Source organism: Luteibacter sp. HAY1-4A, assembly GCF_056755355.1.
The window spans coordinates 42977-59826 of record NZ_JBNDHZ010000018.1 but is presented as its reverse complement, the minus strand read 5'-3'; the positions used below and the strand labels follow the sequence as shown (position 1 = coordinate 59826).

The 16850-nt window shown below is 67.2% G+C and carries 9 protein-coding genes; 3 read left to right on the top strand and 6 right to left on the bottom strand.

The annotated features are described in order from the left end of the window. Positions 1–4 precede the first annotated feature (4 nt). From ACPYOD_RS08150 to ACPYOD_RS08125, 6 genes are all read right to left on the bottom strand, one after another. A complete protein-coding gene (locus tag ACPYOD_RS08150) occupies positions 5–1429 on the bottom strand; it encodes a glycoside hydrolase family 125 protein (RefSeq protein WP_481301237.1) in 1425 nt (474 codons plus the stop codon). Further along, positions 1426–4050 (bottom strand): beta-mannosidase, encoded by a 2625-nt coding sequence (locus tag ACPYOD_RS08145; protein WP_481301236.1) that lies wholly within the window; start codon positions 4048–4050, stop codon positions 1426–1428. Before ACPYOD_RS08145 ends, ACPYOD_RS08150 begins: the two co-directional genes overlap by 4 nt. After that, entirely contained in the window at positions 4050–6704 is a 2655-nt protein-coding gene (locus ACPYOD_RS08140; protein ID WP_481301235.1) for a TonB-dependent receptor, read from the bottom strand. The genes ACPYOD_RS08145 and ACPYOD_RS08140 overlap by 1 nt, the downstream gene beginning before the upstream one ends. A 523-nt stretch (positions 6705–7227) precedes the next feature. Beyond that, positions 7228–8580 (bottom strand): UDP-N-acetylmuramoyl-L-alanine--D-glutamate ligase, encoded by a 1353-nt coding sequence (murD, locus tag ACPYOD_RS08135; RefSeq protein ID WP_481301234.1) that lies wholly within the window; start codon positions 8578–8580, stop codon positions 7228–7230. Continuing rightward, positions 8567–9916 carry a UDP-N-acetyl-alpha-D-muramoyl-L-alanyl-L-glutamate epimerase gene (murL, locus tag ACPYOD_RS08130; protein WP_481301233.1) on the bottom strand — a complete coding sequence of 450 codons (1350 nt, stop codon included), beginning with the start codon at positions 9914–9916 and terminating at the stop codon, positions 8567–8569. The genes murD and murL overlap by 14 nt, the downstream gene beginning before the upstream one ends. Beyond that, on the bottom strand, positions 9913–12474 hold the full coding sequence (locus ACPYOD_RS08125) for a bifunctional aspartate kinase/diaminopimelate decarboxylase (protein ID WP_481301254.1): 2562 nt from the start codon (positions 12472–12474) through the stop codon (positions 9913–9915). Before ACPYOD_RS08125 ends, murL begins: the two co-directional genes overlap by 4 nt. Before the next feature lie 172 nt (positions 12475–12646). Between ACPYOD_RS08125 and ACPYOD_RS08120 the strand changes: the two genes are divergently transcribed. Genes ACPYOD_RS08120 through ACPYOD_RS08110 form a run of 3 tightly spaced genes read left to right on the top strand, consistent with a single transcriptional unit; the run spans position 12647 to position 16842 of the window. Beyond that, positions 12647–13960 (top strand): APC family permease, encoded by a 1314-nt coding sequence (locus ACPYOD_RS08120; protein WP_481301232.1) that lies wholly within the window; start codon positions 12647–12649, stop codon positions 13958–13960. 57 nt (positions 13961–14017) lie between these two features. Continuing rightward, the gene (locus tag ACPYOD_RS08115) at positions 14018–14569 is read left to right on the top strand and encodes a (2Fe-2S)-binding protein (RefSeq protein ID WP_481301231.1); all 552 of its coding nucleotides are present in this window, start codon (positions 14018–14020) and stop codon (positions 14567–14569) included. Then, entirely contained in the window at positions 14566–16842 is a 2277-nt protein-coding gene (locus ACPYOD_RS08110) for a xanthine dehydrogenase family protein molybdopterin-binding subunit (protein WP_481301230.1), read from the top strand. The genes ACPYOD_RS08115 and ACPYOD_RS08110 overlap by 4 nt, the downstream gene beginning before the upstream one ends. Positions 16843–16850 lie beyond the last annotated feature (8 nt).

Sequence of the window (16850 nt, the reverse complement as noted above, 5' to 3'; positions counted from 1 at the left end):
CCAGTTACAGGGTATCGGGGTGCTTGTCGGCGAGGTGGACCACCAGTTCGCCGAACAACGTATTGGCCCAGGCGAACCACGAGCGCGTGAACTGCTTCGGGTCGTCCTGGTCGAAGGCCTCGTGCATGAAGCCGGTGCCCGCATGGGTGGTCTTCAGCCAGTGCAGGCACTGGCGGATTTCCGCGGCATCGTCCGTGGTGAAGGCCTTCATCATGATCGACATGGGCCAGATCATGCGCAGGCCCTCATGGGGGCCGCCGATGCCTTCACCCGCGCTGCCCTTGAAGAAATACGGGTTGTCCAGGCTCCAGACCTTCGCACGGGTGCGCGCGTAGCGTGCGTCGCGCGGCGTGCATTCGAGGTAAGGCAAGGCGAGCAGGCTCGGCACGTTGGCATCGTCCATGAACAGGCGATTGCCGTAACCGTCGACCTCGTAGGCCCAGTATTCGCCGGACGCATCGGTGATGGTGCCGTACTTCTCCACCGCCGCGGCGACTTCGTCGGCCATGGCGTTGCATTCGCTCGCGAAGGCCTGGTCGCCGTACAGCGTGGCATGCATCTGCGCCAGGCGGCGCAGCGTCACCACGGCGAACAGGTTCCCGGGAATGTTGAACGCATACACGGTCGCGTCATCGGACGGACGGAACATCTCGTGGATCATGCCCACCGGCCGCGTGGGCTGGCCATAGCCCTTCAGGAACTGGCTCTCGGTGGGGTTCGGCGATGGACGCTGGAAGTGGTACGGACCGGGGCCGTCCTTGCGCTGCTGCTCGCGGAAGGTCTGCAGGATGCGATGCGTGGCGGCGCGCCACGATTCGTCGAACGGTTCGCGGTCGCCCGTGGCCTGGAAGTAGCCGTGCGCCAGACGCACCGGGTAGCAGAGCGAATCGATCTCCCACTTGCGCTCGGCCACGCCGGGCAGCATGGGGAGGTCGGATTGCGCCCAGTCGAGCTTGCTCTTGCCCTTCGGATCGGGAAGGAACGCGTTGGCGTAGGGATCGATCGATATGCAGCGCGCTTGCCGGCGGATGAGCCCGCGGAAGAGTTTGCGCAGGGCCTCGTCCTTCGTCACCAGCGGCAGGTACGGCCACACCTGGGCGGACGAATCGCGCAGCCACATCGCGTCGATGTCGCCGGTAACGACGAAGGTGTCTTCGTAGCCGTCGAGGCGGCCCACTTCCACGGTCGTATCGAGGGTATTCGGGAAGCAGTTCTCGAACAGCCAGGCGAGTTCGGGATCCTTGATCCTCTTCTTCGTCGAGGCGATCACTGCTTCGACCGCTTCGCTGGTGAACTTCCGCTTGCCCACCGGCGGACGCCGGCTCGGGAAACGCGAGGCGGCCATGGCGGCCATGCCGCCACCGCCGAGTACCGCCGCGGTCGGCACGAGGGACAGCCACTTCACGAGGTTGCGGCGATTTGGATTCACGGCGTGGTCTCCTTCAGGGCGTCGACGAGCGAGCGTAACGTCAAAGCGTGGCGAAGCGCATCGATGTCGACCTGGCCCTCGATCGCGATGTCGACGTGCTCGCCCGGCAACAGGTCGAATGCGTTCCGGTCGAGACGCACGTCGAGATCGCCGGTATCCACCCATACGGCGCGAGCGAGGTGTTTCGCCGAAACCGTCAGGACATAGCCGTCGCCGTTCTTGCGAAGGCTGCTGGAAAGTTCGGGCTTCGGCAGGGCCAAGGTGCGCGCCGCACCGAAGTACAGCAGGTGGTGCGCCACCACCTTGCCCTGTTCGAGCAGGTCGAACGAGACCACCGTCTTGCGCGGGTCGGCACCCTTCAGCAGCGTCGCGTCGTCGACCGTCGCCGCCTTCGTGCTCGCCAGCGCCGCCGCCCGCACTGGCTGGCTGGACTCGCGAAGCAGCTTGCCGCCCATGTCGTACACGCGGGTGCGCAACGTGGCCGCGAAATCCGCGGTGCGGTCGGAGATGGCGAAGACCTCGGTCTTGCCGTCGCGGCGCAGCGGCACCACGTCCACCGGCGCATAGAAGCGCTTCGCGTGGAATTGCAGGGCCTTCCAGCGGTTGAAGTAGTCGACGCTCGCCCACGAGGCGCCGGGCCACACATCGTTCAACTGCCAGTACAGCGAGCCCATGCTGCGCGGACGTGCGCTGCGCAGGTGCTCGGCGGCGAGTTCGATGCCTTCGGCCTGCATCACCTGGCTCAGGTACACGAACGACGGGAAGTCCCTCGGCTCGCCGTATTCCTGGCGGATGTACAGCAGCAGGCGCTGGTTGCCGTCGCCGTTGGCGAATTTCTGGTGCGCGCGCATCACCTTCGATTCGGGTTGCATGTCGCCTTCGGAAGCGAAGGCCTTGATGGTCGCCATCACGGGGAAGGATTGCAGGCCGTACTCGGACTGGAAGCGCGGCGTCATGTCCAGGTAATGCGAGATCGGCTCGGAGCCCGACCACACCTTCCAGTAGTGGAAGTCGCCGTCGTTCTCCACGTTGGCGGGGCCTTCGTAGTCGGTGCTGGGCGAACTGGCCCAGTACGGCACCTGCGGCGAGAGATCGCTGACCACCTTGCGCAGGGTCTTGCCGAACAGCTCGCGCATGCCGTCGTCGATGCGCTTCACTTCGTCCGCGTTGACGAACTTGCGGAAATCCTGCCGGTCCGGCCAGTCGTCCCAGCCGGTCTGCACTTCGTTGTTGCCCGCCCACAGCACGATGGACGGATGGTCACGCAGGCGGGTCACCTGCTCGATGGCCTCGATGCGCGCATTCTCGCGGAAGGCGGGATCGTAGGGCGTGATGGCGCCGCCGTACATGAAGTCCTGCCAGATCATGATGCCGAGGCGATCGGCAAGCGCGTAGAACGCGTCGTCCTGGTAGGTACCGCCGCCCCACATGCGCAGCATGTTCATGTTGGCGTCCTTCGCGGAACGAAGGATGGCCTCCATGCGCGCGGGCGTCACACGCGAGGGGAAGCTGTCGAACGGAATGAGGTTCGCGCCCTTGGCGAAGATGGGCACGCCGTTCACGACGAAGGCGAAGCTCCGGCCCCACTGGTCTTTCTCGCGGCGGAGTTCCACGGTGCGCAGGCCCGTCTCCCGGTCCGCGCTGGCGACGGTGGCGCCGTCGGTGGCGACCTCGGCATGGAAGCGGTAGAGGTTGGGTTCGCCGTAACCCACGGGCCACCAGCGCTGCGGATGCGCGATCGACACCGGCAGCGAGACGTGGTTCTCACCCTTCGTGAGCGCCACGCTGTGTTCTTCGTGGCCGCGGCTGCCGTCCGGCGCTGTCCAGTCCACCTTGAGCAGCGCCGGACCGCTCTTGTCCGCGCGCACGTCGAACTGCGCGTCGAGGCGGGCGTTGTCGGCATCCACCTGGCGCTGGGCGACATGGAAGTCGGCCAGGCGCATGGTGTCCCAGCTTTCCAGGCGCACCGGACGCCAGATCCCCAGGGTGACGTAGCGCGGGCCCCAGTCCCAGCCGTACTGGTAGTTGGCCTTGCGTACGTAATTGGAGGTTTGCTTGCCCTTCGGCTCGTCGCCGAAGGCGGTGTCGAATTCGCCGGGCAGCGAGTACGGCTGCTTCATCAGCCAGGGCAACAGGCGCGCGATGGGCGACTGCAGGTGCACTTCGAGCGTATTGCCGCCCTTGTGCAGGTTGTCCCTCACCGGCACGCGCCACTGGCGGAACATGTTGTCCGCCACCAGCACCTTCCTGCCGTTGAGCTTGACCTCGGCGAACGTGTCGAGGCCGTCGAAAATGAGGTCGACGTGGCCGCGGGCCAGGGTGGCCGCATCCACGTCGAAGTCCAACCGGTAGTCCCAGTCGGAAAGGCCGATCCATTGCAGGCCGGCCTCGTTGTCGCGCCAGAACGGATCTTCGATCCGCTTCAGCGCCAGGAGGTCGGTCTGCACGGCTCCCGGCACCTGTGCCGGGAGCCAGTCCTTCAGTTCGGGGTGCGCGCCCGCTTCCGTCCCTTGCGCGAGACGGAAGCGCCAGCCGGAGGAAAGATCTTTCTCCCCCGGCGTGCCGGCGCTGGCCGCTCCGGCGGCAAGCCAGAACGCCAGGGCCAGCGACGCGCGGCGCATCACAGCTTGAAGCCCAGCGTCAGCGTGTAGGTCCGGCCGTTCTTGTACGAGTAGAGCGGCTGGCTCGGACGGTCGTCGTAGACCTGGTAGGTCTCGTCGAGCAGGTTGGTGCCATCGAGCGAGATGCGCATGTGGTCATTCACCTGGTAGCCGACGGAAGCGTCGAGTTCACGGAAGATACCCGTGATCTGCTGCGTCTGCAGCGCGGCGATCGAGGTGAAGTACGACGAGCGCCAGCTGTAGGTCACACGCGCGCTCCACGGACCCTGCTCGAAGAACGGCGACAGGTTGAACGAGTTCTTCGAGTTGTACGGCAGCGGGAAGTCGTTGCTGGTGTCCGCGTCGGAGTAGGTGTAGTTCGCCAGCATGCCGAAGCCCAGCCCGAAGTTCTGCTGGTAGCTGATCGACGCGCCCTTCACCTTGGCCACGCCCGCGTTGATCGGCACCTGCATCTGGTACACGTCGTCACGCTGGTTGGTCAGGTTGTACTGGGTCTCCAGCACCTGAGTGTTGAGGATGTAACCCGAGATGCGGCGGAAGAACAGTTCCGCGGCCAGCACGCTGTTCTCGGAGAAGTACCACTCGGCCGAGAAATCGTAGTTGGTCGACTTGTACGGACCGAGGTCGGTATTGCCGCGCGAACCGGTCAGGCTGCGGTCGTCGAGGGCCACATACGGGGTCATCTGCTGGTAGCGCGGACGGGCGATGGTCTGCGCATAGGCGAAGCGCAGCGTGAGGTCCTGGGCCACGTCGTAGGCGATGTTCAGCGACGGCAGCCAGTTGTGGTACGAGCTGCGCTTGTTCACCGGCGCGTAGGTATCGGTACCGACGGAGTTGAAACCATCCACCGTGTCGCGGGTACGGAAGTAGCGCACGCCGAGGTTGCCGCGGTAGTTGTCGCCCGAGAAATCGCCCTGGATGTAGAACGCGCGGTTCTGTTCCTGGATGGCATAGGTGGCCTTCGGGTCCACCGGCGCGCCGTACTGGTCCACGAGCGCATTCACGCCGTCCTTGAGGCCACCCTTGCTGATGGTGGTCCAGTTGGCCATGCTCGGCGTGGCGTTCAGGCCACCGAGGAAGCCGTCCGGCGTCTGGCCGCCGGCGAAGTCAGCCAGGGTGTTGCCGGCGATACCCATGTCGGCGAGCGACGGGAAGCGCGCGGCGTAGGCGTCCTGGCCGTTGTAGTGGTTGGTTGCCTTCACGCCCACTTCGATCTGGTTGAGCGGACCCCACGCGACGTCGTGCGCGAAGTCGGCCTGGAAGTAGCGCTCGCGGTCATAGGTCGGCGCGCGGCTGAAGCCGACACCGTTGAGCACCGCCTGCGACGGGTCGTCCGCGAAGTGGTAGTTGATCTGCGGATGCTCGCCCGCGAGGTTCCAGTCGTAGCCGCCGAGGGTCTTCACCTGCGCGTTCCAGATCCCTTCGGAGCCGCCGGTCGAACCGGTGTAGCCGATCTGGCTGGAGGCGTTCCAGCCGTCGCCGTGCCAGTCGGCACGCAGCTGCGCCGCACCGGTGTTGACCTTCGACTCACGCTCGTAGCCGTCGAGGTAGGTCGGCGCATTCGGGCCATACGAAGCATTGGTGATCACGCCGTTGTTGACGCTTGCCGAGGTGGCGTAAGGCGCCGAGCTCGACCAGTCGCCGTAGCGGCTCTGGTTGTAGTTGTCGAACTTCTCGGTGACGTAGAGGCCGGTGAAGTTCAGCTCGAAGCTGTCGTTCGGCTTCCACTGCAGGCCCGTCGACACGCCGTCGCGCTTGCGGCGCTGCTGGAACCACGCCGTGTTGATCGCGGTCGGGTACGTGGGCTGCTGGTCGGCCGGCACGACGCCCGGTGCGAACTGGTGGCTGGGATTCGTGTCGGTCGGGTCGTTGGCACGCTGGTAGCCGAAGATCTCGGTGCCCTGGCGGTCGATGATGCGATCGGAATGCATCAGCGAGCCGAGCACGCCGAAGGTGTTGTCCTTGTTCTTCCAGCTGTACAGCACCGACGCGTTCGGCTTGCCGGTATCCGCGCGGTCGTTGTAGCCGTAGCTCACCGTGCCGGTCAGCGTGTTGGCCTTGAGGTCCAGCGGACGGCGCGTGTTGACGATGACGGTACCGCCGATCGAGCCTTCATCGATATTCGCCTGCGGCGTCTTGTAGACCTGCGCGTTGCCGATGATCTCGGAGGTCAGCAGGCTGTAGTCGAACGAGCGGCTGTCCGGATTGTTCGGGTCGGACGTCCAGTTCGTGGAGGCAAGCGTCTGGCCGTTCAGAAGCAGGCGGTTCAACGCCGGGTCCGTGCCGAGGATGCTGACCTTGTCGCCTTCGCCGAAGTTGCGGTCCACGCTGATGCCCGGAAGGTGCGACAGCGACTCGGCCACGTTGGTGTCCGGGAACTTGCCCACGTCTTCGGCCGAGATGGCGTCGACGATGGAGTCGGAGTTGCGCTTCAGGTCGAGCGACTTCTGCAAGCTCGCGCGGATGCCGGTGACGGTGATGCCTTCGAGGCTGGCGGCGTTCTGGGCATCGGCCTGGGCGGGCGCGGCCGAAGCGGGCTTAGCGGGGATGCTCGTGGCGGGCGCGGGGGAAGCCGCGTCCTGCGCCATCGCGCCGCCTGTGGCCAACAGGCCGGCCATGATGGCCAGCGAAAGTGCGCTGATACGGTGGTTCACATCTATCTCCTGGGGAAGGGGGATTTCATTTTTTTCGGAACGAACGACACCGCGCCGGCCTCGGCCCGCGTTGGCGTTTCCCGCTCCAATGGTTGTTCTGGCCCTGCGTACTCCCGCGGCCGCCATGCGTGTCGGCATGGCCCCACCGCGTGTCCCGTCGTCGTTGCAGTGGTATGACGTGCTTGATTCTCGGAGGCCCCTGACAACGTTGTCAACCGATTTTTTAACTCGATCTAAAGTCTTCGGACTACAAACAAGCAATTGATCTGAAAAGATATTTTACGACAGACAAAATAGTGCACTGCGCAAATTCTCAGTCGGCATTTGGATCGATCCATGCCGGCCATGGAGGTCGGGCGCACAGCGTAAATCACTAAGCCGCCACATTTTTCCCGTGCCGCCGCGTTCGCATCTTCATGCAGGAGCACGCCCGCCACCGATGCTGCAGTGCAACGAGAAATTCGCGCGCTGTGGGTGTGGCAGGGGCGCACATTGGACCCATCGCAGGCGATGTAGCGAGCGGTCAGGCGATGCCGAGGCCCTGGATACTTGCCGTGCTTGCCTGGAAACCGGCCAACTCCGCGAAACGCTTGCCGCGTTCGGTGTAGTCGTGGAACTGGTCGAAGCTCGGTGCGCCAGGCGACAGCAGGACGCATCCCTGCCCCGCCAGTGCCGAGCGTGCGGCCGCCACGGCTGCCGGAAGATCGGTGGCGCGATAGACCCCCGGCACCCCCGCTTGGTCCAAGGCATCCGCGATGCGCGGCCCGTTCGCACCCTGGCACACGATGGCCTGCGGTGCTTTTGTCCGCATCGCGTCGACGAAAGGCGCCCAATCGAGGCCGCGGTCGTGGCCGCCGACGATGAGCGCCGTGCGTTTCCCGTCCACGCTCTCCAGCGCGGCCAGGCTGGCCAGCGGCGTCGTGCTGATCGAATCGTTGATCCACTCGAGTCCGTCGCGCTCGCCCAGCGGCTGCAGGCGGTGGGGTAACGGAAGGAAAGTGGCGAGCGCGGGTGCCGCCGCGCGGGCCTCCAGACCCACGATCTCGAGGGCTGCCAGCGCCGCGCACGCATTGAGCGCGTTGTGCAGTCCGGGCGCCGACAGGCGGGACGCTTCGATCACGCGCTCGCCCCCGCGACGGATCCAGCCATCGCCCACATGCCATCCCGACACATCGCCGAACGTATGCAGGCCGGGGTGGTCGAGGGCACGCGTCAGCAACAGCGGTTGCAGCGCATTGACCAGCACCCTGGCGGAAGCCGAGAGGAGCTTGAGCTTGTCGTCCACGTAGCGCTCGCGCGAACCGTGCCAGTCGAGGTGTTCCTCATACAGGCTCGTGACCACGCCAAGGTCGACACCCATCGCCTCGCCTGTCTGGAAGCTCGACAGCTCGATGACCCAAAGGTCCGCCTTGCCGTCGTCGAGTTCCAGCATCGGCATGCCGATGTTGCCCGCCAGCGCGGTGCGCACGCCGAGGGAGCGGGCCAGGTGGGCGATGAGCGCCGAAGTGGTGCTCTTGCCCTTCGTGCCGGTGACCGCGATCGTGCGCGCGCCGACGTGCTCGCCGAACCAGAGCGCACTTCCCGACGTGAACCGCGTGCCGCGCAGCTGCGCGTCGAGCAGTTCGGGTTTATAGGCGGAGATACCAGGCGACTTCACCACCACATCGTGCGCGGCGAGCGCAGCCGCGTCGGGCGCCACATCGCGTACATCCACCCACGCAAACGCGGCGCGCGCGGCGCCTGCCTCGTTGGGCTGGCAGAACAGTGTCACCGCCTGGCCCGGCAGGTGCCGGGCCAGCGCAGAGAGCGCAGCGCGGCCCTCGCGCCCGAAACCCCAGACAGCGACGCGCTTGCCGCGCAGGTCAGCCCAGCGCATCCAGCGCTCCGAGCAGTCGCGGGGGAACGAGGTGGGATGCACCGGGTTTCAACCACGGTTCCAGGGCGAGGTCGCCGGGCTGCAACTGAGGGAGTATCTCGGTACGGAAGCGCGCGACGAGTGCGTCTTCCCGCCACTCGGGACGCTCGGCCAACGCGGCCAGCGCGGCGCGCGCCTCGGCCCCCTCCCCCACGCACTCGAACGGCTTGTGGTCCTTGTACTCGAGCAGCGCATCGAACGCGCCGGCGAGGGCGTCGTCATCGAGCAGGTTGCGACCGAAGATCGATAGCAGCCGCGGCTTCGCCATGAAGGGCGCCAGCGCGAGGAACACGAAATGGCATTTCGGACACTGCCCGCACCACCGGTCCGCGGGCTTAGGGCCGAGGATGCGGAAGTTGCGGTTGCAGCTGGAGAATACGTTGAAATACTCACCGCCCATTCGGGCGAACGCGCTCGTCACGGCCAGTTCCGACCAGGGCCGCAGCAGCGAGCAGTAATCGAGGTCGGCGGCCACGTGGGTGTGCAGGTAGTCGTGCAAGGTCTTCTCGAAGCCGAAGCCCTTGCTCCACTGGTGGTTCACTTCCTGGCCTTCGTATTCCAGCGTGGCGACCGACGCGGAGCGCTCGTTCGCGAACACGATGGAGTCGTAACCGTAGAGGATGGCCGCCACCGCGAGGATCACCGAGTTGATGGCGGTCACCGGAATGTGTCCGTTCCACGCACCCAGGCGGTTGAGCTCGAACAGCCCCGGCGCGAGTTCGCGCGAAATGTTCAACGTCGGCAGGCCTGTGCGCGCCGCGCATTCGGCGATGAGGGGCGAGTTGCCCACCCAGGTGGCGGTGGCGTCGGCGCCGATCGACTTCACCGCCTCGACCGCCACCACGGAATCCTTGCCGCCGCCGATCGGCAGCAGTGAGCGCGGCGGAAGTCCGATGGCCGGCGCCGCCGCGGCGGCGCGCCGTTCGAAAGGAAACGCGATACGTCCGCGCAGGTCCAGACGGTTGCGGTACGCGAACTCGGCAAGCCCGTGGAGGTACAGCGAATCCAGAAGGTACGCCGTTTCCTCGTCGAGGGCGTCGCCCTCGACCACGATCCGCTCCGGAATGCCCGCCTTGTAGTAGCTGACGCCTGCAACGAGGTGAAGCAGGCGCAGGGCCGCCGCGAAGGCGGCCTCCCGCTCCGGCGGCACGGCGGGCGCGCCGGGAAAGGTCACGCGCTCGACCAGTTCCGGACCGTCGTCGAAGGCATAGACCAGCTCGGCCACGCCGTCGACGAAGCCGTGGCGGACGAAGCGGAAGCGCTGGCTCGCGCGGGGATCGGTAAGCGTGTCCGTCACGGCAGCAGCACCTCGTCCGCCTCGTCGCGCAGGTTGTAATGCGACGACATCACCGCGCCATACGCGCCACCCTGCGCCACGAGGATCACGTCGTCTTCCTTCGATTCCGGCAGGCGACGGTCCGAACCCAGGATGTCGCCCGATTCGCAGATGGGACCGACGACCTGGTACATCGTGGTGGCCGGCTCGTCCAGGCGCGACAGGTTGGCGATCTCGTGCCACGCGTCGTAGAGCGCGGGGCGGATGAGGCTGTTCATGCCCGTGTCCAGGCCGAGGTAGCGCGTGTTGGCACCCTTCTCCTTCTCCTGCGTGACCTTTGCCAGGAGCACGCCGCAATCCGCGACGAGGTAGCGGCCGGGCTCCATCCACAGCTGGAACTGCGGATACGCCTGGCGCACCGACGTGAGCACGCGATCCAGCGCGGCCATGTCCAGCGGCGTCTCGCCCGGATGCGACGGCACGCCCAGGCCTCCGCCGATGTTCAGCACGGTGATGGTGCCGATGCGTTCCGCCAGCGCGGCAAGCTGCGAATACACCTCGCCCCAGTGCGCGGCATCCAGGATGCCCGAGCCAAGGTGCGCATGCAGGCCGATGACCCGCGCGCCGGCCGCGTCGGCGAGGCGCAGGAAACGGTCGATGTGCTCGATCGGCACGCCGAACTTGCTGCCGGTGCCGCCCGTCTTCACCTTCTCGTGGTGGCCGAGGCCGCGCCCCAGGTCCACGCGAAGCACGATGTCGCGGCCGGCGAACATGTCGCCCCAGTGCTCCATGGGGTGCAATGCGTCGATGGTGATGGTGGCGCGGGTCTGCAAGGCCGCCGCGAAATCGCGGCGCGAAGCGAAGTTCGGCGTGAACAGCAGCGGCACGTCGGCCGGCACCGCCGCGGACACCGCGGCCAGCTCGCCCGGCGAGACGCACTCGAACGCGAAGCCCTCCTCGGCGAGGACCTTGAGGATGCCCGGATGCGTATTGGCTTTCACCGCGTAATGCGCACGATCCACGGCTTTCAACGACTTCACGCGGCGTGCCTGCGCCCGCACCGTCGGCAGGTGGTAGACGTAGCGAGGGGTGCGTTCCTGCGCGAGACGCAGCAGCGCCGGGCGTTCGCCCTGCCACCAGGCAGCCGCCGGCGCGGCCTGTTCGCCGGTGCCATAGAGCGACTGCCAGGAAGGACCGAACACCATGCTGTCGTCGGTGCGCAGGGCACCGGCGCCGATCAGCAACTCATGCAGCCGAGGCAACATATCGTCCACCACGTCTTCGTCGACCACGAAGGTCAGGTTGAGGTTGTTCGACGACTGCGAGATAAGGTGCACCCGCAGCTGGCCGAACTCCGCCAGCACGCCCGACAGCTTGTGCAGCATCGAACGCATGCCGCGGCCGACCAGTGTGATGGCCGCGCACGGTGCGATCACCTTCACCCGGCAAACGCGCGCCAGGTCCGCCGCCAGTGCGGCGATGGCATCGGAATCCAGCAGGTTTTCCGTCGGATCCAACGACACCGTGACGTTCGTTTCCGCCGAGCCGATCAGGTCCACCGACAGGCCATGGCGCTTGAACGCGTCGAACACGTCGGCGAGGAAGCCGACCTGCTGCCACATGCCCACCGATTCCATCGACACCAGGGTGATGCCCTTGCGCGCGCTGATCGCCTTGATGCTCGGCGCATGCTCGCGCACTTCCGGACCGATCGAGGTGCCTTCCAGCTCCGGCCGGTTCGTGTCCTTGATGAGCAGCGGCACGCGCGGCTCGCGCAACGGCGACAGGCAACGCGGATGCAGCACCTTCGCGCCCGTGGAAGCGATTTCCTGGGCTTCTTCGTAATCGAGTCGCTGGAGCAGCCTTGCACCGGCCACCTGCCGCGGATTTGCGCTGAACATGCCCGCGACGTCCGTCCAGATCTCCACGCGCGATGCGGCCAGCAAGGCGCCGAAGTAAGCCGCCGACGTATCCGAGCCGCCACGGCCCAGCAGCACCGTGCGTCCGGACTCGTCCTGCGCGATGAAGCCCTGCGTGATGAACACCTCGCCGCGTTCCGCCAATGCCGCGGACAAGGCCGCGTCGTGGCGCGGTTCCACCATCGCCGACAGCAGGCGCGTGCGCTCGTTCTGGTTCGGCAGCACGATGGAACGCAGGCACTCGCGCGCGTCCACCCAGGTCGTGGCAAGGCCGTTCGCCGAGAGGAACGCCGCACCCAGCGCGCTGGACATCAGCTCGCCATGCGCCTGCACCCGCGCCTGCCAGGCGAGTTCGCCCAGCTCCGCCGCACCGGTTTCGGCCAGCGCGGCCATGTCCGCCAGGCGGGCGCCCAGCGTCTCCGGCATCGCCAACGACATCTCGGCGAGCAGGGCATGGTGGCGATCGGCCAGTGCGGAGGCCGCTTCCGAGCGGCGTTTCGATTCCGTGTGCGTGCAAAGCTGTTTCAGGCCGTCGGTGATACCGGACAGGGCTGAGACCACGATCAGCACGCGGGCGCCTTCGGCGCGGCGGCTGGCGGCCAGCTCGAGGATATTGCGCCAGCGTGCGGCGGTGGCCACGGAGGTGCCGCCGAACTTCATGACGATCCAGGGCGCGTTGACGGGCAACGGCGCGTTTGCGTTTTCGCTCACGGGACTCTTTGGGTTGGTGGGGAAAGCTACGACGACCGGGGATTCCGGCAAATTCAGGAAAGTGTTGCGCTGCAAGGGGAAAAAGGCAAACCTCCGCACTCCCTCCTCTAGCGCGCCAACCATGGAAAATCCCGGCTACGCCCGACGCCTCACCCTCATGGACGCCGCGCTCATCGTCGTCGGCGGCATCATCGGTGGCGGCATCTTCCTCAATCCCGGCATCGCCGCGCAGCGCACCGATTCCGGGCTCGTGCTGCTCTCCCTCTGGGTCGGCGGCGGCCTGCTCACCCTGGTCGGCTGCCTCTGCTACGCCGAACTCGGCGCACGCCGCCCCGAAGCGGGCGGCAGCTACGTCTACCTGCGCGAAGCCTTCGGCAGGCTGGCCGGCTTCCTCTTTGGCTGGACCATGCTGCTCGTGATCTACAGCGGCAGCAGCGCCGCGGTGGCGACCATCTTCGGCAGCTACGCCACCTCCGTGTTCGGCCTCTCGCCCACCCTGGTGAAGCCCCTGGCCGTAGGCGCGCTCGTCTTCGTCACCGGGCTCAACCTCTTCGGCATCCGCTTCGGCGCCCAGGTGCAGAACGTCTTCGCCATCCTCAAGCTCACCGCCATCGCGGTGCTCGTAGTTACCGGCCTCGCCTTCGCCGGCGCGGGCACCACCCAGGCGCTCACGCCCAGCCCCACCCACGTGACCGGCGGCCTCGCCGGCGCCCTGCTGCCGGTGCTGTTCGCCTTCTCCGGCTTCAGCTACCTCAACAACCTTGCCGGCGAAGTGCGGGATCCGCAGCGCACGCTGCCGCGTGCCCTCGTCCTCGGCATGCTCGTGGTCATCGCCGCCTACGTGCTCACCAACTACGCCTACCTCGCGGTGCTCGGACACGATGGCCTTGCCGCCAGCCAGGCGCCCGCCGCCGACGTGATGAGCCGCGTGTTCGGCGATACCGGCGCGAAGATCATCGCCATCGGTATCGCCATCTCCACCCTCGGCTTCTGCAACATCACGCTCGTCGCAGGTGCGCGCGTGCTCCAGGTCATGGGCGAGGACGGCCTGTTCTTCGCCAGCGTGGCCCGGCTGCACCCGCGCTACCGCACGCCAAACATCGCGCTGATGGCGCTGTCGGCCTGGGCGATCGTCCTCGTGCTCGTCGCGAACTACGGTCAACTGCTGGATTTCGCCACGTTCGGAGACTGGGCGGCGTACGCCGTCACCATCGCCACCCTTTTCTGGTATCGCCGCCACGCCACCGGGCGTCCGGCCTTCGTGACTCCGGCGTACCCGCTTCTGCCCCTCGCCTTCCTTCTCACGGTCATCGCCGTGGTAGTGGCCTACGCGTGGGACAAGCCGCTCAGTGCCGGCGTGGTCTGCCTCGTGGTGTTCGCAGGACTGCCCGTGTACGCCGTGTGGCGGCGGCTGTTCAGTAAAGTCGCTCGCTGATCCCCGGCCCGGATGCCACAATGGCCCGGATATCAAGGGACACTCTGAGAAAAGCAGATGGCACAGCAAGGCCCGACGTCGCCCGTACCCGCCCCGCCCCGGCAAGAGGCCGGCCAGCCCTCGTCGAAGCCGGTGCGCGAAGGTATCGACGTCATCGTCAACGGCGAGCGCTACAGGCACACGGGCGATCCCACGATGCCGTTGCTGTGGTACCTGCGCGACGTGCTGCGCCTCACCGGCGCCAAGTACGGCTGCGACCAGGGCGATTGCGGTTTCTGCACGGTGATCGTCGACGGCAAGGCCGTGGCCTCCTGCCAGGCGAAGATGGAAACGATGCGCGGCAAGCGCGTCACCACCGTGGAAGGCCTGGCTGGCGGCGACGGCAAGCTGCATCCCGTCCAGCAGGCGTGGATCGACGAGGACGCCATCATGTGCGGCTACTGCCAGCCCGGCCAGATCATGGCCGCGGTCGACCTGTTGTCCCGGCAGAAGAATCCTTCCGACGCCGACATCGACAAGATCGGTAACCTTTGCCGCTGCGGCAGCTACGGCCGTATCCGCAAGGCGATCAAGCGCGCCGCCGGCGCCACGAAGGACGGCAAGGCATGAGCGGCGAAGTTCGCCTTTCCCGCCGCCGCTTCCTGAAGTACGCCGCCGGCACCGCGGGCGGGTTGATCATCGGCGTGGGCACGGTCGGCGCGGTCGATCGTCCGCCGCCGCTGGGCCTGCTCGGCGATGCCTGGACACAACTCGGCCCCTACCTGCGCATCGCGGCCGACGGCCGCATCTTCATCGGCGTGCGCGATCCCGACAATGGCGAAGGCACCTCCACCTCGCTGGCCCGCATCGTCGCCGAGGAACTCGACGCCGACTGGACGCGAGTCGTCGTGGAACCCCTCGGTCTCGGCGTGACGATGGGCAACGGCGAGGCGAAATTCACCTACGGACGCCAGCGCAGCGGCGACGCCACCAGCATTCCCGCCGCGTGGGCCGACCTGCGCCAGGCCGGCGCGCTCGGCCGCTGGCTGCTCCTGCAGGCGGCGGCACGTCGCCTCGGCATGCCCGCCGAACGCCTGCGCGCCGAGAACGGCATGGTCATCGCGAGCGACGGCCGGAACATCTCCTATGCCGATCTCGCTTCGGCGGCCGCGGGCGTCGACGCGCCGGGCACGCCGCCGCCGCTCAAGTCGCCGGACCGCTATGGCCTCGTAGGGCAGCCCGCCGGCGACGTGAATGCGCGGGCCGTCGTCACCGGCACGCTCCGCTATGCCTTCGACGAGAGCATCGGCGATCCCGTCATCGCCGTGCTCGCGCGTTGCCCCTACCCCGGCGGCACGCTGGAGAACGCAGACCGCGAAGCCGCGCAGAAGGTCGATGGCGTCTATGCGGTTCTCGACATCGCGCCCGAAGCGAACCAACCGCCAGGCATGACCGCGCAGGCACCCGCGCTGGCGGTGCTCGCCCGGGACACCTGGTCGGCGCTGCGCGGGCGCGCGGCCCTGAAAGCCACATGGAAGGCCGATGCGACGCCCGAGCCTGCTGCCTCTGTCCTCGAGCAGCAGGCCGTGCAAGCGTTCGACGACGAGACGATCGCGCCTTCCACGGTGCGCAACGACGGTGACATCGCCGCCGCGCGCAAGAAGGCGGCCCGCGCGCTCGAGGCCACGTATTTCCAGCCGTGGGTGGCGCATGCCACCGCCGAAACACCCAACTGCGTCGTGCGCCTCGATCCGGACACCAGCGTGACCGTCATCGCGGCCACGCAGGCCCCGCGCCAGGTCTACGCGGTCGTGCAACGCATGACCGGGTTTCGTCCCGACCAGATCGACATCCAGGTACCTCGCGGCGGCGGCGGTTTCGGGCGCCGCCTCGACCAGGATTACATCGCGGAAGCCATGGCCATCGCCCTGGCGAAGAAGCCGGACGAGATCCGCAACCGGCCGGTGAAGGTGCTCTGGACGCGCGACGACGACCTGTCGCGCGACTTCTACCGTCCGCTGGCCGTGCACCGCCTCAATGCGTCGCTCGACCGCAAGAAGAAGATCGTCGGCTGGCACCAGCGCATGGCCAGTCCGTCAGCCCTGGCCGGGCGCGGCACGCCCGACAATCGCCTGTGGCAGTCCGAACTCGTGCCGGACGCCTTGCCGGCGGGCCTCGTGCCGAACTTCCGCAGCGACTGGTATCCGTTGTCGTCGCGGCTCGCCCGGGGCGAGTGGCGCGGTTCGCCGCACGTCACGCCGACGTTCGCCACCGAGAGCTTCATCGACGAACTGGCGCACGCCACGAAGAGCAATCCGCTCGACTTCCGGCTGGCGCTGCTCGGCGACGCGAGCCAACTGCCCTACAACGGGCGCGGCGGTCCCATCGACACCGGACGCATGGCCAACGTGCTGAAGCTTGCCGCGGACAAGCTCGACTGGAGCCGCTGGCTGCGCAGCGAGAACGGGCTCGGCATCGCCTGCGCCTATGTGTTCGGCGCGTATGTCGCACACGCCATCGAGGTGGCGCCGACCGCCGACGGCATCGACATCCATCGCGTGGTCTGCGTGGCCGACGTGGGCCGCGTCATCAATCCGCTCGGGCTCGAGGCGCAGCTGCAAGGCGCCACGCTCGATGCGCTGTCCACCGCCCTCAACCTCGCCATCACGGTCAAGGACGGTAAGGTGCAGCAGACGGGTTTCCGCGATTATCCGATCGCCGCCACCCAGCCCATGCCCTATGAGGTGGAGACGGTCATCGTGCCGTCCACGGCCGACCCCGCCGGCGCCAGCGTCGTCGCCGTCCCGTCCGCGGCGCCCGCACTGGCGAACGCCGTCTTCCGCGCCACGGCGGTACGCGTGCGGCGTTTGCCGCTGCTTCGTGAACTGGCGCGACTGCGCTGATTCCTCAT

Coding starts and splice junctions, on each gene's coding strand:
- ACPYOD_RS08145 (WP_481301236.1), bottom strand. CDS start 4,050: ATGCGCCGCGCGTCGCTGGCCCTGGCGTTCTGGCTTGCCGCCGGAGCG.
- murD (WP_481301234.1), bottom strand. CDS start 8,580: ATGCGCTGGGCTGACCTGCGCGGCAAGCGCGTCGCTGTCTGGGGTTTC.
- ACPYOD_RS08125 (WP_481301254.1), bottom strand. CDS start 12,474: ATGAAGTTCGGCGGCACCTCCGTGGCCACCGCCGCACGCTGGCGCAAT.
- ACPYOD_RS08120 (WP_481301232.1), top strand. CDS start 12,647: ATGGAAAATCCCGGCTACGCCCGACGCCTCACCCTCATGGACGCCGCG.
- ACPYOD_RS08115 (WP_481301231.1), top strand. CDS start 14,018: ATGGCACAGCAAGGCCCGACGTCGCCCGTACCCGCCCCGCCCCGGCAA.
- ACPYOD_RS08110 (WP_481301230.1), top strand. CDS start 14,566: ATGAGCGGCGAAGTTCGCCTTTCCCGCCGCCGCTTCCTGAAGTACGCC.